19 protein-coding genes are annotated in these 20,716 nt (G+C 67.1%); 8 read left to right on the top strand and 11 right to left on the bottom strand.

Annotated elements, in window-relative coordinates; all coding sequences use genetic code 11:
- Positions 1–3: 3 nt before the first annotated feature.
- The 3 genes from phnL to DFLDMN_RS18920 all read left to right on the top strand — a co-directional run bounded on the left by phnL (position 4) and on the right by DFLDMN_RS18920 (position 2,746).
- The gene (phnL, locus tag DFLDMN_RS18930) at positions 4–726 is read left to right on the top strand and encodes a phosphonate C-P lyase system protein PhnL (protein ID WP_423196388.1); all 723 of its coding nucleotides are present in this window, start codon (positions 4–6) and stop codon (positions 724–726) included.
- Positions 727–780: 54 nt separating this feature from the next.
- On the top strand, positions 781–2,028 hold the full coding sequence (locus DFLDMN_RS18925) for an alpha-D-ribose 1-methylphosphonate 5-triphosphate diphosphatase (RefSeq protein ID WP_423196387.1): 1,248 nt from the start codon (positions 781–783) through the stop codon (positions 2,026–2,028).
- Positions 2,029–2,230: 202 nt separating this feature from the next.
- Positions 2,231–2,746 carry a hypothetical protein gene (locus DFLDMN_RS18920; RefSeq protein ID WP_423196386.1) on the top strand — a complete coding sequence of 172 codons (516 nt, stop codon included), beginning with the start codon at positions 2,231–2,233 and terminating at the stop codon, positions 2,744–2,746.
- Positions 2,747–2,788: 42 nt separating this feature from the next.
- Here DFLDMN_RS18920 and DFLDMN_RS18915 read toward each other — a convergent pair whose 3' ends face one another.
- Both DFLDMN_RS18915 and msbA read right to left on the bottom strand, forming a co-directional pair.
- Positions 2,789–3,409 carry a peroxidase-related enzyme gene (locus DFLDMN_RS18915; RefSeq protein ID WP_423196385.1) on the bottom strand — a complete coding sequence of 207 codons (621 nt, stop codon included), beginning with the start codon at positions 3,407–3,409 and terminating at the stop codon, positions 2,789–2,791.
- A 208-nt stretch (positions 3,410–3,617) separates the two neighbouring features.
- Positions 3,618–5,396 carry a lipid A export permease/ATP-binding protein MsbA gene (gene msbA, locus DFLDMN_RS18910; protein ID WP_423196384.1) on the bottom strand — a complete coding sequence of 593 codons (1,779 nt, stop codon included), beginning with the start codon at positions 5,394–5,396 and terminating at the stop codon, positions 3,618–3,620.
- A gap of 272 nt (positions 5,397–5,668) precedes the next feature.
- On the opposite strand from msbA, the gene DFLDMN_RS18905 reads away from it, so the two are divergent.
- Positions 5,669–6,454: a glycosyltransferase family 2 protein gene (locus DFLDMN_RS18905; protein WP_423196383.1), complete on the top strand. Its 786-nt coding sequence runs from the start codon at positions 5,669–5,671 to the stop codon at positions 6,452–6,454.
- Here the strand turns inward: DFLDMN_RS18905 and DFLDMN_RS18900 are convergent.
- Both DFLDMN_RS18900 and dnaE read right to left on the bottom strand, forming a co-directional pair.
- The gene (locus DFLDMN_RS18900; protein ID WP_423196382.1) at positions 6,384–7,628 is read right to left on the bottom strand and encodes a glycosyltransferase; all 1,245 of its coding nucleotides are present in this window, start codon (positions 7,626–7,628) and stop codon (positions 6,384–6,386) included. The genes DFLDMN_RS18905 and DFLDMN_RS18900 overlap by 71 nt on opposite strands.
- A complete protein-coding gene (gene dnaE, locus DFLDMN_RS18895; protein ID WP_423196381.1) occupies positions 7,621–11,136 on the bottom strand; it encodes a DNA polymerase III subunit alpha in 3,516 nt (1,171 codons plus the stop codon). The genes DFLDMN_RS18900 and dnaE overlap by 8 nt, the downstream gene beginning before the upstream one ends.
- Positions 11,137–11,300: 164 nt before the next feature.
- On the opposite strand from dnaE, the gene DFLDMN_RS18890 reads away from it, so the two are divergent.
- Positions 11,301–12,140 (top strand): sulfurtransferase, encoded by an 840-nt coding sequence (locus tag DFLDMN_RS18890; protein ID WP_423196380.1) that lies wholly within the window; start codon positions 11,301–11,303, stop codon positions 12,138–12,140.
- A gap of 113 nt (positions 12,141–12,253) precedes the next feature.
- On the opposite strand, the gene DFLDMN_RS18885 is transcribed toward DFLDMN_RS18890, so the two are convergent.
- From DFLDMN_RS18885 to rpsP, 5 genes are all read right to left on the bottom strand, one after another.
- Entirely contained in the window at positions 12,254–12,934 is a 681-nt protein-coding gene (locus DFLDMN_RS18885) for a CoA pyrophosphatase (protein ID WP_423196379.1), read from the bottom strand.
- A 294-nt stretch (positions 12,935–13,228) separates the two neighbouring features.
- Positions 13,229–13,621, bottom strand: a complete 393-nt coding sequence (gene rplS, locus DFLDMN_RS18880; protein WP_423196378.1) for a 50S ribosomal protein L19 — start codon at positions 13,619–13,621, stop codon at positions 13,229–13,231.
- Positions 13,622–13,696: 75 nt separating this feature from the next.
- Positions 13,697–14,479: a tRNA (guanosine(37)-N1)-methyltransferase TrmD gene (gene trmD / locus DFLDMN_RS18875; RefSeq protein ID WP_423196377.1), complete on the bottom strand. Its 783-nt coding sequence runs from the start codon at positions 14,477–14,479 to the stop codon at positions 13,697–13,699.
- Positions 14,480–14,565: 86 nt separating this feature from the next.
- Entirely contained in the window at positions 14,566–15,195 is a 630-nt protein-coding gene (gene rimM / locus DFLDMN_RS18870) for a ribosome maturation factor RimM (RefSeq protein WP_423198476.1), read from the bottom strand.
- A gap of 210 nt (positions 15,196–15,405) precedes the next feature.
- A complete protein-coding gene (rpsP, locus tag DFLDMN_RS18865) occupies positions 15,406–15,660 on the bottom strand; it encodes a 30S ribosomal protein S16 (protein ID WP_423196376.1) in 255 nt (84 codons plus the stop codon).
- Positions 15,661–16,163: 503 nt separating this feature from the next.
- Between rpsP and DFLDMN_RS18860 the strand changes: the two genes are divergently transcribed.
- Together DFLDMN_RS18860 and DFLDMN_RS18855 are read left to right on the top strand one after the other, a co-directional pair.
- Positions 16,164–16,556, top strand: a complete 393-nt coding sequence (locus DFLDMN_RS18860; RefSeq protein ID WP_423196375.1) for a hypothetical protein — start codon at positions 16,164–16,166, stop codon at positions 16,554–16,556.
- 326 nt (positions 16,557–16,882) lie between these two features.
- Positions 16,883–17,371: an NINE protein gene (locus DFLDMN_RS18855; protein WP_423196374.1), complete on the top strand. Its 489-nt coding sequence runs from the start codon at positions 16,883–16,885 to the stop codon at positions 17,369–17,371.
- A 52-nt stretch (positions 17,372–17,423) separates the two neighbouring features.
- Here the strand turns inward: DFLDMN_RS18855 and DFLDMN_RS18850 are convergent, their stop codons facing one another.
- Positions 17,424–18,632 carry a PA0069 family radical SAM protein gene (locus DFLDMN_RS18850; RefSeq protein ID WP_423198475.1) on the bottom strand — a complete coding sequence of 403 codons (1,209 nt, stop codon included), beginning with the start codon at positions 18,630–18,632 and terminating at the stop codon, positions 17,424–17,426.
- A gap of 105 nt (positions 18,633–18,737) precedes the next feature.
- Positions 18,738–19,241, bottom strand: a complete 504-nt coding sequence (locus DFLDMN_RS18845) for an Lrp/AsnC ligand binding domain-containing protein (RefSeq protein ID WP_423196373.1) — start codon at positions 19,239–19,241, stop codon at positions 18,738–18,740.
- A gap of 119 nt (positions 19,242–19,360) precedes the next feature.
- On the opposite strand from DFLDMN_RS18845, the gene DFLDMN_RS18840 reads away from it, so the two are divergent.
- Positions 19,361–20,665, top strand: coding sequence for a D-amino acid dehydrogenase (locus DFLDMN_RS18840; RefSeq protein WP_423196372.1), 1,305 nt, complete (start codon positions 19,361–19,363; stop codon positions 20,663–20,665).
- Positions 20,666–20,716 lie beyond the last annotated feature (51 nt).

Raw genomic sequence — 20,716 nt, 5'->3', positions numbered from 1 at the left:
AACATGCAAGACGCTTCCCAACGCATGATCGAGGTCCGTGGCCTCGGCAAGATGTTCACGCTGCACAACCAGGGCGGCATACGCCTGCCCGTGCTGCAGGCCATCGACTTCGATGCCGGCCGCGGCGAATGCCTCGTGCTGGCAGGCCGCTCGGGCACCGGCAAGAGCACGCTGCTGCGCTGCCTCTACGGCAACTACCTTGCCACCGAAGGCACCATCCGCCTGCGCGATACCAGCCTGGCGGGCGCGCCGTGGGTCAGTCTGACCGGTGCGGCGGAGCAGCAGGTGCTGCGCCTGCGCCGCGAGGTCATCGGCTATGTCAGCCAGTTCCTGCGCGCCATTCCGCGCGTGAGCGCGCTCGACGTGGTGGCCGAGCCGCTGCTGCAGCGCGGCACCGCGCTGGCCGAGGCACGCGAGCGCGCGGCCGGCCTGCTGGCGCGCCTCAATGTGCCGCGCCGGCTGTGGGACCTGCCGCCGGCCACGTTCTCGGGGGGCGAGCAGCAGCGCGTCAATATCGCGCGCGGGCTGATCGGCGGCCATCCGATCCTGCTGCTCGACGAGCCCACGGCGTCACTCGATGCCGACAACCGTGCCGTGGTGGTGGCGCTGATCCAGGAAGCGCTGGCCGAGGGCCGCTGCCTGATCGGTATCTTCCACGACGAAGCCGTACGCGATGCGGTGGCCACGCGCCTGCTGCCGCTGCAGCCTGCCGCGGTCGCTGCCTGAACACCCCGCTGGTGCCCACCCCACGCGCCTGAACCCAACCACACCTCCGCCGACATGCCCACCACCTACCTGACGCATGCCACCCTCGTGCTGCCGGACCAGATCCTGGCCGACAGCGCCCTGCTGATCGACGATGGCCATATCGTCGCCATCGAGCCCGACGCGGGCACCGTCCCGGGCCACGCCAACGAGGTCGACCTGCGCGGCCATACCGTGATGCCCGGCCTGATCGACGTCCACTGCGACGCCATCGAGAAGGAAGCCGAGCCGCGCGCCGGCGTGCTGTTTCCGCTCGACTTTGCGGTGGCGCAGGTCGACCGCCGCAATGCCGCGGCCGGCATTACCACGCCGTATCACGCGCTCTCGTTCGCCAGCAATCATTTCGGCGTGCGCAACAACGATACCGCCGCCGAACTGGTGCGCGCGGTGGCGGCATTCGGCGCGCACAGCCTGGTCGACAATCGCATCCATGTCCGCTACGAAGTCACCGATCCCGCCGCGGTGCCGGTCCTGGAAGCGCTGATGGACGAAGGCGTGGTCGACCTGCTCTCGGTCATGGACCACTCCCCCGGCCAGGGCCAGTTCAAGACGCTCGATGCCTACGTGTCGTACATGATGGGCAACCACGGCATGACGCGCGAGGAAGCGGCCGATGCCGCCGCGCAAAAGCGGGCCCGGCTCGACGGCGCGTCGGAGCGCGTCGACCGCCTGCTCGCGCGTGCGCGCGCCCACGGCATTCCGACCGCGAGCCACGACGACGACTCGCCGCAGCGCATCGCCGCCATGCATGCGCTTGGCGTGCGCATGAGCGAATTCCCGATCAATGTGGAGACGGCGCGCGCCGCCACCGAGGTCGCCCTGCCGACCATCCTGGGCGCGCCCAACGTGCTGCGCGGCAAGAGCCAGAGCGGGTCGATGCGCGCGCTCGACGGCATCCTGGCCGGCGTGGCCAGCATCCTGTGTTCGGACTACCAGCCGTCGACGCTGATCGCGGCCGCGTTTGCCGCCGCCCGGCTGGCGGACCTGCCGCTCGACCGCGCCCTCGCCCTGGTCACGTCCAATCCCGCCGATGCGTGCGGCCTGGACGACCGTGGGCGCCTGCGCGTCGGGGCGCGCGCGGACGTGATCGCGGTGGCCGCGGTGGCGGGCCAGCCGCTGGTGACCCACACCTGGTCGGCCGGCCGGCTGGTCTTTGCCGCGGGGTATCCGCTGGCGCCGCGCATCGCGGTAGGCGCCGGCCGGGACCAGACAACGGACCAAAAAGCGGACCAGAAAGCAGGCCACGAAGCAGCGCTGACCTGATCCGGCAAGCGCGGGGCCGGACCACGCCAGGCGCCGGCCGGCCCCGCCGTGGCACCATCGCCATCCCGATCGCCCTTCCGTGCGCGCCGGCACATCCATTCACTATAGTCCGCCCGACTGACAGCGCGCCTTGGGGCTTGCACCATTCCCTTTCCGGCCCCGGTCCCCTATAACGGTCATCAAGGGTTCCCGAGGAGGCAGCATGACGATCCGACCGACTGTGCCAGCCGCGATGCTGGCCATTTTTTTATGCGCGGCATGCACGCCGCCGCCCGTCGCCGACCGCTCCAGGCCGCCCCCGGGCCCGACCGCTACCAAGGCGCCGCCGTCCGGCCAGGCAGCCCGTGCCACGCCGATTCCCGCGCGCGACATCGACATGGCCGGCGAATGCAAGCGCACCGAGGAGGACGGCTTCCGCGAGGAAGCGATGATGCGCGTCTCGCACAACGATGTGAAAACGCTCAGCTGGAAACTCTGGGTGTCCAGACGCGGCTCGTGCGAATTCCAGCTCGACGAATTCAAACAGACGCAACAGAAGCCGCATATCGAACTGGTCGCCCTCGACGGCAGCGGCTGCAAGCTGATGGTGTGGCAGGATCCGCGGCGCGTCACGCTGGCCCATGCGCGCTGCGAAAAACGCTGCACGCCGGGCATCTACGAGCAGGCCTGGCCGGTGTTGTTCGATCCGCGCAGCGGGCACTGCGCGGAGGTACGCTGAAGGAGTGCAGCCCCGCGCCACACCCCCGGGGGCCCGGCCCTTCTACTTCGCCTTCGGCACGCGCCCCATCAGGTAGAACTCCTCGTTGGGGCGCATGCCGGCCGTATTGGCCATGCGGTTCGACAGGCCGAAGAACGCCGTGATGGCGGCGATATCCCACGCGTCCTCATCGTCAAAGCCGTGCGCGCGCAGGGCCGCGAAATCGGCTTCCTCGATATGGCGTGAGTCGTCGCACACCTTCATCGCAAAGTCGAGCATGGCGCGCTGGCGTGCCGGCAGATCCGCCTTGCGGTAATTGACGGCGACCTGGTCGGCGATCAGCGGCTTCTTTTCGTAGATGCGCAGCAGCGCGCCATGCGCCACCACGCAGTAGAGGCATTGATTGGCGCCCGAGGTCGCCACCACGATCATCTCGCGGTCGCCCTTGGTCAGATGGCCGCTCTCCTTCAGCATCAGCGCATCGTGATAGGCGAAGAACGCGCGGAATTCGTCGGGCCGGTGCGCCAGCGCAAGAAACACGTTGGGCACGAAGCCCGCTTTCTCCTGCACCTCGAGCATGCGCGCGCGGATATCGTCGGGCAGGTCCTTGAGCGGCGGTACGGGATAGCGGCTGATGGGAGCGGCGCCGGTGGCGGCACCGTCGGGCAGGCTTGCAGCGGTCATGATCGTCTCCTGGTGGGTATGGGATACCTCTGGAGTCGCATCTTACCGCTGTCGCCACGCGTCAGACGGAGGGACTGCCATGGCGGCCGGGCGAGGGTGCCGCCAGCCGCCGCCCACTACCCCCCCTACTGCCCCCTTCCAGCCCCCTGCTGGCGCCCACGACTGGCGCCACCGCAGCCGCCACTGCGGCCGCCGGCCAGGGCCAGGCTTACGCCTGCTGGGTGGCAAACTGGATGCGGTGCAGGCCGGCATACAGCCCGTTGGCCGCCAGCAGCTCCGCATGGGAGCCCTGCTCCGCCACGCGGCCCTGCTCCAGCACCACGATGCGGTCGGCGTTCTCGATGGTCGACAGACGGTGCGCGATCACGAGCGTGGTACGCCCCACCATCAGCGATTCCAGCGCCGCCTGCACCTGGCGCTCCGACTCGGAATCGAGCGCCGAGGTAGCCTCGTCGAGAATCAGGATCGGTGCATCCTTGTAGATCGCGCGCGCAATCGCCAGGCGCTGGCGCTGGCCGCCGGACAGCTTCATGCCGTTGTCGCCGATATTGGTGTCGAGCCCTTCCGGCAGGCCCTTGACCACATCGGTCAGGTACGCCGCCGCGAGCGCCCGCTCCACGCGCGCCATGTCGATCTGCTCGCGCGGATGCACGCCGTAGGCCACGTTGGCCGCCACGGTATCGTTGAACAGCACCACATCCTGGCTCACAAACGCGATCTGGCGGCGCAGGTCGGCCAGCGCAAACGCGTCGATCGACTGACCGTCGAGCAGGATGCGGCCTTCGGTCGGGTCGAAGAAGCGCGGCACCAGGTTGACCAGCGTGGTCTTGCCGCTGCCGGACGGTCCCACCAGCGCCACCACCTCGCCCGCCGCGACCTTGAAGTCGATATTGGCGAGCGCCGCGCGGCCCGCGTCGCCGTAGCGGAAGCCCACCTTGTCGAAGGCCAGGTTGCCCTGTGCGCGCGCGAGCGGCAGCCCGCCCTGTTGCGGCTCGATCGGCTCGTCGATCAGGCGGAAGATCATCTCGGCCGCGGTCACGCCGCGCTGCAGCGGCTGGTTGAGGTCGGTCAGGTGCTTGAGCGGCGAGATCAGCAGCAGCATCGCCATCACAAAGCCGGTAAAGCCGCCGATCGTGGTCTGGTTGGCCTGCGACTGCACCATCGCGATCGACAGGATCACCGACAGCGCCAGCGCCGCCAGGAACGCCGTGACCGGCTGGTTGAGGCCGCCCGCCACCGCCATGCGCATCGAATAGCCGCGCAGGCGCTCGGCCATCGCGTGGAAACGGTTCATCTCGTAGGCCTCGCCGCCATGCAGCTTGACCACCTTGTAGCCGCCCGCGGCCTCTTCCACCACGTACGCGGCGGTATTGGTCACGGCCTGGTGCTCGCGGTTCAGCTTGCGCAGGCGGCGGTTCACGCGCGACATCACAAAGCCGATCGACGGCAGCAGCACGGCCACCACCAGCGTCAGGCGCCAGTTGGTATAAAACAGGTAGACCAGCAGCGCGAGCACCGTCAGCGAGTCGCGCACCAGCGTGATCAGCACGCCGGTCAGGATCTGCATGACCTGGTTGACCTCGAAGATCACGGCGTTGATCAGCGACGCGGCCGTATTGCGGTGATAGAACAGCGCGGGCGCGCTGAGCATGCGCTCGAACATCTGCAGCCGCATGGTCATCAGCACGTTGTTCGAGACGCGGCTGAGCCAGTAGCCCGAGGCGAACTGCGCCACGCCGCGGATCAGCGCCACGCCGGTCAGCAGCGCCGGCACATGCCAGAGCTTGCCCGCGTACGCGCCACCAAAGCCCTTGTCGAGCAGGTCGTTGACGACCTTGGGGATGATGCCCTCGCTGGCGGCCACCACCGCCATCGCCAGGATCGCGATGATGAAGGTGCGCAGCTCGGGCCGCAGGTAGGTCCAGACGCGCCGGAGGGTATCGGTCTCCTGCTGTGCCGTGCTCTTCTGTTCGTGCGTGTTGTTCACATTGACTCCACCCCGCTCGCGCGAGGAGTGCTTCTCTCATTGGGGAGCCGGCCCCCGATTGCGGCATGACGCCGCACGACGGGACCGCTGGGTGTCTGGGCAGAGGTGGCGCGTCCCGCTCTGGTCCGGCCAGGGTCCTGTCATGGGGCCATCCGGGGCCGACCACGGGGGCCAACCACGGTGGCCAACCACGGGGGCCGACGGGGTCCAGCTAGAATAGCGAGCCACAGGGAGCCGCCTCGTCCAGGCCCGGCCCCATTGCCATCATCGCTATGAAAATCTCTGTCGTCCTGATCACCAAGAACGAGGCCCACAACATCGAGGCGTGCCTGGCATCCGTTTCCTGGTGCGACCGCGCGATTATAGTGGATTCGGGCAGCACGGACGGCACCGTGGAGATCGCGCGCCGCCTTGGCGCCGAGGTCTACCAGACCGATGGCTGGCCCGGCTTCGGCCCGCAGAAGAACCTCGCGCTGTCCAAGGTGCGCAGCGAGTGGGTGCTGTCGATCGACGCCGACGAGCGCGTCACCCCCGAACTGCGCGACGAGATCCTCGCCGCGCTCGACTCCGGCCGCGCCGATGCCTACGAAATGCCGCGCCTGTCGCGCTTCTGCGGCCGCTTCATCCGCCACGGCGGCTGGTATCCGGACTACCTCACGCGCGTGTTCCGCCTCGGCAAGGCGCGCTTTACCGACGACCTCGTGCACGAAAACGTGATCACCGACGGCCCGGTCGAACGCCTCGCCTCGCCGCTGCTGCACTACACCTACGACGATTTCTCGCAGGTCCTGCGCAAGATCGACCAGTACTCCACGCTCGGCGCCGAGCAGGCCTTCCGGCGCGGCAAGACCGCCTCGGCCGCGAGCGCGGTCGGCCATGGCCTGTGGGCCTTCCTGCGGACCTGGATCCTGCGCCGCGGCTTTCTCGATGGCGCGCAGGGACTCGGCGTGGCGCTGATGAACGGCCAGGCCAGCTACTACAAGTACATCAAGCTGTGGCTGCTGTGCCGGCAGGCGCGTCAGCCGGACGCGACAGCAGCGACGCCACCACGCGGCTGAAGGCCTCGGCGGTAGGCGCCAGCCCCATGCGCGCGACAAACCCCGCCGCATGCGCCAGCAGATCGTGGCGCAGCGCATCGTCGCGCAGCGCACGCGTCATCGCGTCCGCCAGCGCCCCGACGTCGCCCACCGGCACCAGCAGGCCGGCGCGCCCGTCGTCGAGCATCTCGCGCGGCCCCACCGGGCAATCGGTACTCACCACCACCTGGCCGAGCGCGAGCGCTTCCACCAGGACATTGCCGAGCCCCTCCATGCGGGAGCTGAACGCCATCAGCCGCGCATGCCGCATCCACGCAAACGGATTGGCCTGGAAGCCGGCAAAGCGCACGCGCGCCGCCAGGCCGAGTTCCTGTGCCAGTTGCTCCAGCCGCGCGCGCGAGGCGCCGTCGCCGACGATCACCAGGTCTTCGGCGATGCCTGCCGCCACCAGCCGCGCATAGGCACGCAGCAGCGTGGCGAAATCCTTCTGGCTCTCTTCGAGCCGGCCCACCGAGACGATATACGGTGCGGTCGGCAGGGCGACGTCGGTAGCCTCGCCCAGGGCGCGGATGCGCGCCAGGTCAAAGGCGTTGTAGAGCTTGACGAACTTGTCCGCCGCCTCGGGAATGAGCCGGCGCGCGTCGGCCAGCATGCTGTCGTTGAGCATCACCACGCGGTCGTAGTGCTCGCGGCACTGGCGCCGCAGCTTGCGCAACTTGCGGCCATGCCCCTGCGCGAGGTGCGCCACGCTGAAATGCTGGTAACCGATCATCGGCACCGGCAGGCGACCGGTCAGCCGCGACAGCGACATGTCGTAGTCGACCACCAGCTCGTAGCCGCGCTGCCCACCGCGGCCCGCCAGGATCTGGCGGAAGCGCCGGTTCATCAGCGGCTTGCGCACGGGCGGCAGCAGCACTTCCTCGTAGAGCTTGCCGAGCGGGCCGAGCTTGCGCGCCTTCTTGAGCTGGCGGCAATGCGACAGCCAGCGCTCGGGCGCCAGCACATGCACCTTCACGTGGGCCGGCAGGCGCGCGCGGAAATGCTGGTCGAGCGCCTCGGACGGATAAGTCACCGTCAGCCCGACCTCGAAGCGGGCCGGGTCGAGCGACGCCAGCAGCGATACCAGCGCGGTCTCGATCCCGCCATGCAGGAAGTGCGTGACGTGAAACAGGATGCGCCGGCGCGGCTCAGACATAGAGCATGCGCACACTGTCGCCGGTCAGCGCGTTGCGCAGGCTGGTCAGCGCATCGTCCGACGGCGTGATGCGCCATTGCGCGCCCAGGGTCGCCTCGCACTGCGCGTCATGGTTGGTATAGCGGATGCGCACCGGTACGCCGGGGCGCTGCGCCACGTTGGCCAGGTACGGCGTCAGCAGTTCGCGCAGCCGCTCGGTCGAGGCATTGCCGTTGAACGCCAGGCAGACCGCATCGGCGTATTCGGCGCGCGCGGCCACCAGGTCCATCACGGACTCGGCGGTAAAGCGCACGCCACCGGTAAAGGTGTCATGGCGCGCATTGCCCTTGGCGATCAGCAGTTCGTCCTCGCGGAACATGTGCCGGTTGGCATCGAACAGCTCGTTGAAGACCGTCATCTCGATCTGCGCGGTGCCGTCGTCGAGCATCACGATCAGCATCTTGCCGCGCTGCGTCATCTGCGTGCGGATGCCGGTGATCACGCCCGCCACCACCTTGCCGCGCACGTCGCGGCCGTAGCCACCGCCATTGCCCTGCACTTCCTTCTCGAGGTTGGCGAGCGTACCCTTGACGAAGCGGCGTACCTCCTCGCGCCACGCGTCGAACAGGTGGCCGGAGAAGTAATAGCCGAGCGCCTGCTTCTCTTCCTGCAGGCGGCGCTTGGTGGTCCAGGCCGGCTCGTCGACGAGCTCCGGCCGGTGCGCCTCGGCGGCGGCATCGTCCATGAGGTCGAACAGCGACACCTGGTTGGCGGACTCGGCCTTCTGCTCGGCCGCTTCCATCGCGATCGACACCGAGGCCAGCAACTGGCCGCGGTTGTCGTGGATGCTGTCGAACGCGCCGGCGCGGATCAGCGCCTCGATCGTGCGGCGATTCACCTGGCGGCGGTCGACGCGCTCGCAGAAATCGAACAGATCGCGGAACGGGCCGTCCTCGCGCGCGCGCAGGATGTCCTCGATGGCGCCCTGCCCCGAACCCTTGACGCCGCCCAGGCCGTAACGGATCGTGCGGGCATCGGTCGGCGCAAAGCGGTACTCGCTCGCGTTGACGTCGGGCGGATCCACGCGGATGCCGTTGGCGCGGCAATCCTCGTAGAGGATCTTGACCTTGTCGGTGTCGTCCATGGCGAGCGACATGTTGGCCGCCATGAATTCGGCCGGATGATGCGCCTTGAGCCACGCCGTGTAGTACGCCAGCAGCGCATAGGCGGCCGCGTGCGACTTGTTGAAGCCGTAGCCGGCAAACTTCTCCATCAGGTCGAAGATATCGTCGGCCTGCTGCGACGACAGCCCGTTCTTCGCCGCGCCCTCGCGGAACAGCTCGCGATGCTTGGCCATTTCCTCGGCCTTCTTCTTGCCCATGGCGCGGCGCAGCAGGTCGGCGCCACCGAGCGAGTAGCCGCCGATGATCTGCGCCATCTGCATCACCTGCTCCTGGTAGACCATGATGCCGTAGGTCTCCTTGAGCACGGGCTCGACGCGCGCATCGGGATACTCCACCTTCTCGCGCCCGTGCTTGCGGGCGCAGAAGCTCGGGATCAGGTCCATCGGGCCCGGACGATAGAGCGCCACCAGCGCGATGATGTCCTCGAAGCGGTCGGGCCTGGCGTCCTTCAGCATGCCCTGCATGCCGCGGCTTTCCAGCTGGAACACCGCCACCGTGTTGGCGGTCTTGAGGATGTCGAAGGCGGGCCCGTCGTCGAGCGGAATCTGGCTGCAGTTCCAGTCCGCCTTGGACGGATCGAGCCGGCGGATATAGCGCTCGGCCCAGTCCAGAATGGTCAGCGTCGTCAGGCCCAGAAAGTCGAACTTCACCAGGCCGGCCGCCTCGACATCGTCCTTGTCGTACTGGCTCACCACGCCGCTCATGCCGTCGTTCTGGCCACCCTGCGTATAGAGCGGGCAGAAATCGGTCAGGCGGCCCGGCGCGATCAGCACGCCGCCGGCGTGCATGCCCACGTTGCGGGTCATGCCTTCCACGCGCTGCGCCAGTTCCAGCAGCTGGCGCACCTCTTCCTCGTTGTTCTCGCGCTCGGTCAGCAGCGGCTCTTCCTTCTTGGCCTCCTCGATGGTGACGAGCTTGCCCGGCTTGAACGGGATCAGCTTGGCCACCCCATCGACAAAGCCGTAGCCAAGGTCGAGCACGCGCCCCACGTCGCGCACCGCGGCCTTGGCCGCCATGGTGCCGAACGTGGCGATCTGCGAGACCGCGTCCTTGCCGTACTTCTCCTTCACGTACGTGATCACGCGATCGCGCCCGTGCTGGCAGAAATCGATATCGAAGTCGGGCATCGATACCCGTTCCGGGTTCAGGAAGCGTTCGAACAGCAGCGCGTACTTGAGCGGATCGAGGTCGGTAATGCCGAGCGCATAGGCCACCAGCGAACCGGCACCCGAACCGCGGCCCGGCCCCACCGGCACGCCGTTGTTCTTGGCCCAGTTGATAAAGTCGGCCACGATCAGGAAGTAGCCCGGAAAGCCCATCTTGATGATGGTGCCGGTCTCGAACTCCAGGCGCGCGTAATACTCGGGCCGGCGCGCCTCGCGCGCGGCTTCGTCCGGAAACAGCACCGCCAGCCGGCGCTCCAGGCCCTCGCGCGCCATGTGCACAAGGTAGTCGTCGAGCGACATGCCGTCCGGCGTCGGGAACAGCGGCAGGCGCGGCTTACCGAGTTCCAGCGTGAGGTTGCAGCGCCGCGCGATCTCCACGGCGTTCCGCAGCGCGGACGGAATGTCGGCGAACAGCGCGCACATCTCGTCCTGCGTCTTGAAATACTGGTCCGTGGTGAACTTGCGGGTGCGCTTGGGATTGGCCAGCAGCTCGCCCTCGGCGATACACACGCGCGCCTCGTGCGCGGTGAAGTCGTCGGGGGTCATGAACTGCACCGGATGCGTCGCCACCACCGGCAACTGCAGCGCGGCCGCCAGCTGCACGGCCTGCTGCACGTAGGCGTCGGTGCCGGGCAGGCCGGCGCGCTGCAATTCGATATAGAAGCGCTGCGGAAACACGCGCGCCCAGTGCTGCGCCGCACGGCGCGCGCCCTCGACATTGCCGTTGGCCAGCGCCTGGCCTACGTCGCCGCCCATCGCGCCGGAGAGCGCGATCAGGCCAGTGGCCAGCGGCAGCCCTTCCTCGCCCGGTTCGTCGAACCAGCCCGCCTCGAGCTCGGCCCGGCCGCGGTGCTGGTTGCCGAGCCATGCGCGCGACAGCAGCGTGCACAGGTTCAGGTAGCCGCGCTTGTCCTGCACCAGCAGCAGCAGGCGCGACGGCTTGTCGCGGTCATCGGCATTGGCCAGCCAGACGTCGGCGCCGACGATCGGCTTGACGCCGCCGCCACGCGCTTCCTTGTAGAAGCGGATCAGGCCGAAGGCATTGGCGAGATCGGTCAGCGCGAGCGCGCCCATGCCATCGGCGGCGGCGGCCTTGACCGCATCCTCCAGGCGGACGATGCCGTCCACAATGGAGTATTCGGAATGGAGGCGGAGGTGTACGAAGCGGGGTGCGGACATAGGGCGCCATTGTACCGGCTACCCTCGCGCGCGGGACCGGGTTTTTTGTCCGCGCGCGGCGCGGGGACGGGCCCTCAGGCGCTATAATTTCGCGTTTCCAATCAGGCAGTTATCACGCGCGCCAGGCATGCCCGGCAGGCGTGAGCCCCATCCACGGCAGTCCCATGCAGATCGTCAACATTTCCGCTTACAAATTTGTTTCGCTCGACGATATCGATCGGCTGCGTCCGGAAATGCGCGCGCGCTGCGATGCGCTGTCGCTCAAGGGCACCATTCTGCTCGCTCCGGAAGGCATCAACATGTTCCTGGCCGGCCCGCGCGCGGCGATCGACGACTTCATGGCGTGGCTGCACGCCGATCCGCGCTTCGCCGACATCGCGCCCAAGGAAAGCCTGTCCGACAGCCAGCCCTTCCGCCGCATGCTGGTGCGTGCGAAGAAGGAAATCATCACGATGAAGATGCCGCTGATCCGGCCCGAAGCCGGACGCGCGCCGTCGGTTCGCCCCGTCGACCTCAAGCGCTGGCTGGACCAGGGCCACGACGACGCGGGCCGCCCCGTGGTGATGCTCGATACGCGCAACGCGTTCGAGGTGGCGGTGGGCACATTCGACCAGGCCGTCGAATACGATATCGAGAAGTTCAGCGAGTTTCCGCAAAAGGTGGCCGAGCATCGCGCCGAGTTCGCGGGCAAGACCGTGGTGTCGTTCTGCACCGGCGGCATCCGCTGCGAGAAGGCCGCGATCCATATGCAGGAAGTCGGCATCGACCACGTCTACCAGCTCGAAGGTGGCATCCTCAAATACTTCGAGGAAGTCGGCGGCAGCCACTATCGCGGCGACTGCTTTGTCTTCGACTATCGCACCGCGCTGAATCCGGACCTGGAGCCTTCCGGCCCGGTGCAGTGTTTCGCCTGCCGCGCGATCGTCACGCCCGAGGCGCAGCAGGACCCGGCCTATGTGGTCGGCAAGAGCTGCCCCCAGTGCGCCAGCGCGGCCGCTGCCTGACGGGCATCGCCGCCGCTGCGCTCAGATGACAGGCTGAGGCAACGGGCTGAAATTACCGGCTGAGATTACCGGCTGAAATTACGGGCCGAGGTGGCGGGCGCAGGCGGCGGGACTCAGGCGGCCAGCAGCAGGTAGAGGTTGCGCAGCATCGCCGCCGTCGCGCCCCAGATAAAACGATGGCCACCGCCCTCGCGCGGATACGGCATCGCATAGAACTTCCGCTCGCCATCGACCCAGCGCAACATGCGCCGCTCGTGGCGCGACGGATCCATCAGGAACGCCAGCGGTACCTCGAAGATATCCGCCACCTCGCCCGCATCGGGCTGCAGCGTAAAGCCGGGCCGGATCAGGCCGACCACCGGGCTGACGTGGTAGCCGGTGCCGGTAATGTAGTCCGGCAGCGAGCCCAGCACCTCGATGTAGTCACGCGCGAGACCGATTTCTTCCTGGGTTTCGCGCAACGCCGTGGCGATGCGGTCCGCATCGTAGGTTTCCTGGCGGCCGCCGGGAAAACTGATCTGCCCCGCATGTGCGTTGAGATTCGCATTGCGCTCGGTGAACAGCACCCACAATCCGTCCTCGCGCTCGACCAGCGGCACCAGCACGGCGGCCTCGCGCAGTGCGCGGGTCTTGTCGTAGACGCGGGATTCGTCAGTGAGCAGTGGCTCCCATGCAGGCGGCGCGAGCAGGCGGCGGCGGATAAAATCCGGCTGCATGCGGGGCGCGGAGAGCGGTGCGCTGCGCGTATCGATGTCCAGGATCGGCAGCGTTTCGGGATTGAAGATCGGACGCATAACGGCAACAGTATGACAGAGCGCTCCCGACGGCGCTGCGGCGGGCACGGGCCCGCGCCACGGCATTGATGCTGGGACGCAACGCATCTGACCCACGCATCGGAGGTGCCATACGGGACGCTTCATGCGGGACGCTTCATGCGGGACGCGTCATGCGGGCCCCGTCATGCGCGCGGTATCGATGCAGAGTGTGCCCCGACCCGTCGCGACCGGGGGGCACCATGCAAAAAGGGCACCCGAAGGTGCCCTTTGCAACGCCATGCGCCGCCGGTTGCCCGGCGGTGGACGCCGGCCTTAAGCTCCCGCCTTTGCAGCAGCGGCAGCCTTCGACACCAGCTTTTCCTTGATACGCGCGGACTTGCCCGAACGCTCACGCAGGTAGTACAGCTTCGCGCGACGCACGTCGCCGCGACGCTTCACCTCGATGCCGGCGATCAGCGGCGAGTACAGCTGGAACGTACGTTCCACGCCTTCGCCCGACGAGATCTTGCGCACGATAAAGGACGAATTCAGGCCGCGGTTGCGCTTGGCAATCACGACGCCTTCATAAGCCTGCACACGCTTGCGGTTACCTTCCACCACGTTCACGCTGACGATCACGGTGTCGCCAGGGGCGAACGCCGGAATGGTCTTGTTGGCGGTCAGGCGCGCGATCTCTTCCTTCTCGATCTGCTCGATGATGTTCATCGTTTTTCTCCGTAACCATCGTGCCGGCGTTGAATGCCCCGGAACCTTGTCCAGGCCCCGGCAGAGGATGGGGTTTCACTTGACGGGAGCAAGCTCCCGCCGTTCCTTCGCTGCCCACTCCGACAGAAACTTCTCGTCGGCGCGGGACAACAAACCTTGCTCGCGAGCCGCCTCGATCAGGTCGGGGCGCTTTCTCGCGGTATTGGCCAGCGCCTGCTGGCGCCGCCACTTCTCGATCTCGGCATGATGACCCCCGAGCAATATCTCGGGTACCCGCACACCTTCGTATTCTTCCGGCCGCGTGTAATGCGGACAGTCCAGCAGGCCATTGACAAAGCTGTCCTGCACGGCGGACTGCGCATCGCCCAGTACGCCCGGCAGATGCCGCACCACCGCGTCGATCAGTGCCATGGCAGGCAACTCGCCCCCCGACAGCACGAAATCGCCGAGGCTGATTTCCTCATGCACGCGGCGGTCGATCAGACGCTGGTCGATCGCCTCGTAACGTCCGCACAACAGCACCAGCCCGGGCCGCTGCGCCAGCGACATGACCTTGGCATGCGTCAGCGGCGCGCCCTGGGGCGACATCAGCACCACATGCGGCTGACCCACACCGGCCTGCGCCTGCGCCGCCGAGGCCGCGTCGATCGCGTCTTCCAGCGGCTTGGCCAGCATGACCATGCCGGGGCCGCCACCGTACGGCCGATCGTCGATCGTGCGGTAGTTGTCGACGGTAAAGTCGCGTGGATTCCACGTGCGCAACGCATAGCGCTGCTGCTTGGCCGCCCGGCTGGTGATGCCCCAGTCGGTCAGCGCGCGAAACATCTCGGGAAACAGCGTGATCACATCGAACTGCACCGCGGCCTCCCTTCCTTTACTGCATGGCTTTACTGCGTGGCTTACTGCCTGACTTACTGCGCGGTTGCCGCAACGATGCGCGGCAACTAGTAGTCGAGTCCCCAGTCCACGACGATCCGCTTGCCGGCGATATCCACGCTGCGCAGATACGCATCCACGAACGGAATCAATCGCTCGGCGGTCTTGTCCGTGCCGGGCGCGCCGCTGGCTTTGCTGCCATCCTCGCTGTTGCCTGCCGGCAACGCATGGACGACCTGCAGGATCTGGTGCGCACCGTTATCGATCAGTCCGGACACCTCGCCGAGCGCTTCGCCCTGCTCGTTGACCACGGCGCAACCGATCAGGTCGACCCAGTAGAACTCGTTTTCCTCCGGCGCCGGAAAGTCCGCCCGCCGGATCCACACACGGCGGCCCTTGAGCGCCTCGGCCGTATTACGGTCCGAGACCCCCGTGGCCTGGGCCACGACGGTACCGCTGTGTTCGCGCGATTGCGCAATCTTGATGCTGACGGCCCCGGCTTGCGCCGGCGCGGCAGTCACGACGCCCGTGGGCGGCGCCTGCAGCAGCCACCAGCGGCGCGCATGGAGCAGCGCGGAGGCATCGTCCGCGTGCGGCTGAACCTTGATCCAGCCCCGGATACCATACGCGGCGCCGACATAGCCGACCTCGATAAGGTCGTCGGGCAACGCTTCCGTGGACAGCAGCGCCGGTGGCAGCGCGCGCGGCTGGGCGTTGGCGCCAGCCGGGTCAAGCGACTTGCCTGGCGACTTGCCTGGCGAAGTACCGGACGGCTGGTTGAGCGGCGGCTTGTTGAGCGACTGACTGAGCGACTGGCTGAGCGGCTGCTTCAGCGACTTGTCGAGCGGCCCATTCAGCGGCCTGCGCCCGCTACCGGTAGTTGCCACGAACGCGCCTGGAACGGGCTATCAGGCAGCAGCAGGGGTCTTGCTTTGCTTGACCAGGCGAGCCACCGTCGGCGACAGCTGGGCGCCCACGCCTTGCCAGTAGGTCAGGCGGTCTTGCACCACGCGCAGACCTTCTTCCTTGCCGGCGGCCAGCGGGTTGTAGAAACCGATACGCTCGATGAAACGGCCATCGCGACGGTTACGCGAGTCGGTAGCGACGATGTTGAAGAACGGGCGCTTCTTGCTGCCGCCGCGAGCCAGACGGATTACGACCATGGGTTTATTCCTCGAAAAAACGGGGGGTGTGCGAACACGAAACGCAAGAGTATAGCCCATTAACCGAAGCCAAACAAACACTTAGACGCTTCCCGGCCAAGCCGCCCCGCTTTCCGCCAGAAACACGAGGTCCATGCGTCGCCTGCGCAACACCGCAGGGTTGCGCAGAGGCCGGGCCGATACGGCCGTCAATGCCTCATTCGGGCCTCATTCGAGTTGGCGCAACCGCGACGCCTCGACCCACCAACCCCGCAACCAACCTGCGCTGGAACGGGCGACGACCGGAGCGAAAAACGGGCGACAAACGGGGCGACAAACGGGGGCGATGAACGCGACCGCTTTCCCATGGCCGGACGCGCCCGAGCCAAGAATTCGAGCCACCATTCAGGAGGAAACAATCCGTTACACCGGTAACGGGATTGGCATAGGCGGTCACGTAGCCGCGTGCGTACCATGAATACATCGCTCAACGCTTCATTCGCTTCCGGAATTTGGAATTTCGCATGCTTGACCGCTCTCGCCTGCGCCTGTTGTTGGCGGGCAGCCTGGTCGCCACCGGGTTGCTCGGCGGCATCGCCGCCAGTCATGCGCAAGCCTCCTTCTGGCAACATCTCCGCGACGGCGCTCACTTGCCGCGCGTGGGGAGCGGGCTGGAGGTCGCCAGCATGCGGACCGAGAGTCGCGACCACGTGCGTGCGCAGATCGAACGCATGGAAGCACGGGCTCGTGCCGACGATCGCCTGAGCGGCCGGCCTGCCGACGCGGGCCGCCCCGACGATCGCACCAGCCGCCAGCCCGAGCGCCAAACCCAGACCGAAGCCCAGAACACCACCGAGTTGCGACCGACAGGCGTGGGTCCGGGCTGGCAGGCACGCGGCCGCGACGGCGGGCGGTAGCCTTGCCATCACAAGCGGCAAACGCATCAGATGCTGAGCCTTGGCGCTTAAGTCTCCGTACTCAAGCCTCCGTCCTCAAGTCTCCTTCCTTAAGCCTCCTTCCTTAAACCTCGGTCCCTGGGCGGCAATCCTCGAGCGCCTGCCTTTGAGCGGCAATCGTTGGCACAGGGTTGCCGCCGGGTTACCCCGGCCATCGCGGATTGCCCTCGTTCCGCCCTCGTTCCGCCCTCGCCCCCCTCGTTTTCCACCCTCGCTACCCGTATGGCGGAACACGCGGCGTACAATGTGCGCCGATGCCGCATGCCGCGGCGCTTCCGTGGTCCGTGATGTCCGTCGCCAGCCCTGCCTCCAGCGCCAAAGCACCGATCCCGTCGGTGCGCGCCAAGTCCAAGCTCGTCACCGTGGCCCTCGCCTTCCTGCTCGGCAGCCTCGGCGCGCACCGCTTCTACCTCAAAGGATTTGCCGACAAATTCGGCTGGACGCATCTGGTGGCGACCCTGGCCGGCGTCATCGGCTTCACCTCGCTGCTGGCCGAGGCCGGCAATCCGATCCTGAACTGGACCTTTGCGGTGGCCGGCGGCGCCTCGGTAATCAGCGCCTTCCTGACCGCGATCGTGTTCGGCCTGCGCCCCGATGACAAGTGGGACGCGCGCTATAACCCGGACGGCAGGCCGACCCGCTCCGGCTGGCCCGTGGTGATCCTGATCATCCTGTCGCTGATGATCGGCACCGGTCTGCTGATGGCCGGTCTTGCCATCAGCTTCCAGACCTTCTTCGAGTCGCAGGTGGAAGCCGCCAAGGCGCTTTCCCAGTAAGCCCCACCGCTGCGCGCCACGCCACTGCACCGCCCCCACCTGAAGCGCGCCGTCAGAACAGCGAGCCCTGCGCCGCATCCGTGGGCCGGGCGCGCCGTGGCGCCGCCGGCGGCTTGAACAGCGACGTATCCAGGCCATAACGGTCGTAGCGAAATCCCAGCCGGTCGGCGGCACGGTAGAAGCGCTGACGCATCAGGTCTGCCCAGATCCCCGTGCCGCGCATGCGCGACGCAAAGTCCGCGTCATATTCCTTGCCGCCGCGCATGTCGCGGATGCGATTCATCACGCGTTCCGCGCGATCGGGAAAATGGGCCTGCAGCCATTCCTCGAACAGCGGCCGCACTTCCCACGGCAGGCGCAGCACGATGTAGTTGGCATAGACTGCGCCGGCCTCGCGCGCGGCCTCCAGAATGCGCTCCAGATCCGGCTCGGTGATAAACGGAATGACGGGCGCCACGCTCACCCCCACCGGAATGCCGGCCTCGGCGAGCGTGCGGATCGTGCGCAGGCGCCGGCTCGGCGTGGCCGCGCGCGGCTCCAGCGTGCGCGCCATGCCGGCATCGAGCGTGGTAATGGTGACGGCCGCCACCGCCAGCCTCCGGCTTGCCATCGGCGCGAGCAGATCGATATCGCGCTCGATCAGGGACGACTTGGTGATCAGCGCAACCGGATGGTCGCACTCGTGCAGCACCTCCAGCACGCCGCGCGTAATGCGATGTTCGCGCTCGATCGGCTGGTACGCATCGGTGTTGACGCCGAGCGCGATGGTTTCGCATCGGTAAGACGGTCGGGCCAGCGTTTCGCGAAGCCGCTCCGCCGCATTGGCTTTGGCGAATAGTCTGGACTCGAAGTCGAGGCCCGGGGACAGGTCCAGGTAGGCATGGGTCGGACGCGCGAAACAGTAGATGCAGCCGTGCTCGCAGCCGCGGTAGGGATTGAGCGATGTATCGAACGGGATATCGGGCGACGCATTATGCGTGAGAATCGAGCGCGCGCGTTCGACCGACACGTGTGTCACGAGGCGCGGCGGCGTCGTGTCCTCCAACCCGCCGTCCGCCACGTCAACTTCCGCACGCGCCGCCAGCTCGTCTGCGCCGGCCATGCCGGCCGCCTCAGGGGTACTCCCATCCGCGGTCGCGCCGGCGGCGCCCCAGCCATCGTCGAACTCCACCCGCTGGTCGCGCTCGAAGCGGCCCTGCAGGTTGCTGACTGCGCCACGCCCCTTGATCAGCCGGATCGGCCTGGCCTGCGCCGCCGGCATTCCGTCCGGCGTCGCATCCCGAGATCCGTGTTCGTCATGCCCGTCCATGCCGGCATCATACTGTATGTTTATACAGTATCCAAGGCGGCTGTGACGCTTCCCTTCTTATAGTGACTTGTCGCGCTCTTCGACCGCGATCGCCAGGGTCTCCTTGATCTCTTCCATCACCACGTAGCTCTTCGACTGCGCCGCGCCGGGCAACTGCAGCAGGATGTCGCCGAGCAGCCGCCGGTACTCGCCGATCTCGCGGATGCGGGCCTTGATCAGGTAGTCGAAATCGCCGGACACCAGATGGCATTCCAGCACTTCGGGAATGCGCAGCACCTCGCGCCGGAACTGCTCGAACATGTTGCCCGACTTGTTGCCGAGCGAGATCTCCACGAACACCAGCAGCGCGCTGCCCAGCAGGGCCGGGTTGAGCCGCGCGTAGTAGCCCATGATCACGCCGTCGCGTTCGAGTCGCTTGACCCGCTCGATGCACGGCGTAATGGTCAGCCCGACCGCTTCCGCCAGGTCCTTCATCGAGATCCGGCCATCCGCCTGAAGCAGCGTCAGGATACGGCGATCGAGCCGATCGAGACTACGGATCGGCTCGCGACTCGTTCTCATGATTTTTTCCTTTTTCTATAAGAAATTCAGTAACTATGACTGCTTTGAACTCAATATTATAGGTACGTTTCCTGTTATTTCCTGACAGTCTGGTTGGGTAGCAGGATGGGAGAAAGACGATGCGAGTTCTGGTTCTGGGCAGTGGCGTGATCGGCGTCACCAGTGCGTGGTATCTGGCCCGTGCGGGTCATGAGGTGACCGTGGTCGACCGCGAGGCGGCGCCCGCGCTTGGTACCAGCTTTGCCAACGCCGGCCAGATCTCGCCGGGCTACGCTTCGCCGTGGGCCGCGCCAGGCGTGCCGCTCAAGGCCATCAAGTGGATGTTCCAGGAGCATGCCCCGCTCTCGATCAAGCCGGACGGCACGCTGTTCCAGCTGCAGTGGATGTGGCAGATGCTGCTGAACTGCACCGAGGCGCGCTACGCCGTGAACAAGGAGCGCATGGTGCGGCTGGCCGAATACAGCCGCGACTGCATCCGTGCGCTGCGCGCCGAAACCGGTATCTCTTACGAAGGCCGCCAACAGGGCACCCTGCAGCTGTTCCGCACCGCCGAACAGTTCGATGGCGCGGCCAAGGACATCGCCGTGCTCGCGGAAGCCGGCGTGCCCTACCAACTGCTTTCGCGCGACGAACTCGCCGCCAGCGAACCGGCACTGGCCGCGGTCAGCCACAAGCTGACCGGCGGTCTGCGCCTGCCGAACGACGAAACCGGCGACTGCCAGTTGTTTACCCAGCGGCTGGCCGCCATGGCAGCGTCGATCGGCGTCAATTTTCTGTACAACCGCTCCATCGATGGTCTGCTCACCGAAGGCGACGCCATTACCGGCGCTGTCGTACAGGGCCAGCCGATGCATGCCGATGCCGTGGTGGTGGCGCTGGGCAGCTGGTCCACGCCGTTCGTGCGCCATGTGCTGCCGGGCCTGTCGAACCTGCCGGTGTATCCGCTCAAGGGTTTCTCGATTACCGTGCCGATGACGGACGCCGCGCGCAGCCCGGTTTCGACCGTGCTCGACGAAACCTACAAGGTGGCCATCACGCGCTTCGACGACCGCATCCGCGTGGGCGGGATGGCGCAGATCGTTGGCTACGACCGCACGCTCGATCCGGGCAAGCGTCGTACGCTGGAGCATGTGGTGACCGACCTGTTCCCGGGCGCCGGCGATGTCAGCCGCGCGAGCTTCTGGACCGGCCTGCGGCCGATGACGCCGGATGGCACCCCGGTGGTCGGCGCGGCGGGCCTGCGCGGACTGTGGCTCAACACGGGCCATGGCACGCTGGGCTGGACCATGGCATGCGGCTCGGGGCAGTTGCTGGCCGACCTGGTGTCGGGCACGCGCCCGGCGATTCGCGCCGACGACCTGTCGGTCGATCGCTATCGCAAGCAGCCGCGCAGCCAGGGCGTACCGCGCCCGCTGCCGGCCTGAGCCGGACACGGTGGTGCCTGCAGCGGCCGTCCCGCCGCGGGCACCAGCTCT

This window comes from Cupriavidus sp. H19C3 (genome assembly GCF_049393815.1).
In the GTDB taxonomy this organism is placed as follows: Bacteria; Pseudomonadota; Gammaproteobacteria; order Burkholderiales; family Burkholderiaceae; genus Cupriavidus.
This window is presented reverse-complemented; position numbering and strand designations above follow the sequence as displayed.

Bases quoted from the DNA above. Each gene is read 5' to 3' on its own strand.
- DFLDMN_RS18890 (WP_423196380.1), top strand. From the start codon at position 11,301: ATGCAGATCGTCAACATTTCCGCTTACAAATTTGTTTCGCTCGACGAT.
- DFLDMN_RS18920 (WP_423196386.1), top strand. From the start codon at position 2,231: ATGACGATCCGACCGACTGTGCCAGCCGCGATGCTGGCCATTTTTTTA.
- dnaE (WP_423196381.1), bottom strand. From the start codon at position 11,136: ATGTCCGCACCCCGCTTCGTACACCTCCGCCTCCATTCCGAATACTCC.
- DFLDMN_RS18860 (WP_423196375.1), top strand. From the start codon at position 16,164: ATGCTTGACCGCTCTCGCCTGCGCCTGTTGTTGGCGGGCAGCCTGGTC.
- DFLDMN_RS18900 (WP_423196382.1), bottom strand. From the start codon at position 7,628: ATGTCTGAGCCGCGCCGGCGCATCCTGTTTCACGTCACGCACTTCCTG.
- rplS (WP_423196378.1), bottom strand. From the start codon at position 13,621: ATGAACATCATCGAGCAGATCGAGAAGGAAGAGATCGCGCGCCTGACC.
- DFLDMN_RS18885 (WP_423196379.1), bottom strand. From the start codon at position 12,934: ATGCGTCCGATCTTCAATCCCGAAACGCTGCCGATCCTGGACATCGAT.
- DFLDMN_RS18855 (WP_423196374.1), top strand. From the start codon at position 16,883: ATGTCCGTCGCCAGCCCTGCCTCCAGCGCCAAAGCACCGATCCCGTCG.
- DFLDMN_RS18905 (WP_423196383.1), top strand. From the start codon at position 5,669: ATGAAAATCTCTGTCGTCCTGATCACCAAGAACGAGGCCCACAACATC.
- phnL (WP_423196388.1), top strand. From the start codon at position 4: ATGCAAGACGCTTCCCAACGCATGATCGAGGTCCGTGGCCTCGGCAAG.
- DFLDMN_RS18840 (WP_423196372.1), top strand. From the start codon at position 19,361: ATGCGAGTTCTGGTTCTGGGCAGTGGCGTGATCGGCGTCACCAGTGCG.
- DFLDMN_RS18915 (WP_423196385.1), bottom strand. From the start codon at position 3,409: ATGACCGCTGCAAGCCTGCCCGACGGTGCCGCCACCGGCGCCGCTCCC.
- DFLDMN_RS18850 (WP_423198475.1), bottom strand. From the start codon at position 18,632: ATGCCGGCGGCGCAGGCCAGGCCGATCCGGCTGATCAAGGGGCGTGGC.
- DFLDMN_RS18845 (WP_423196373.1), bottom strand. From the start codon at position 19,241: ATGAGAACGAGTCGCGAGCCGATCCGTAGTCTCGATCGGCTCGATCGC.
- rpsP (WP_423196376.1), bottom strand. From the start codon at position 15,660: ATGGTCGTAATCCGTCTGGCTCGCGGCGGCAGCAAGAAGCGCCCGTTC.
- DFLDMN_RS18925 (WP_423196387.1), top strand. From the start codon at position 781: ATGCCCACCACCTACCTGACGCATGCCACCCTCGTGCTGCCGGACCAG.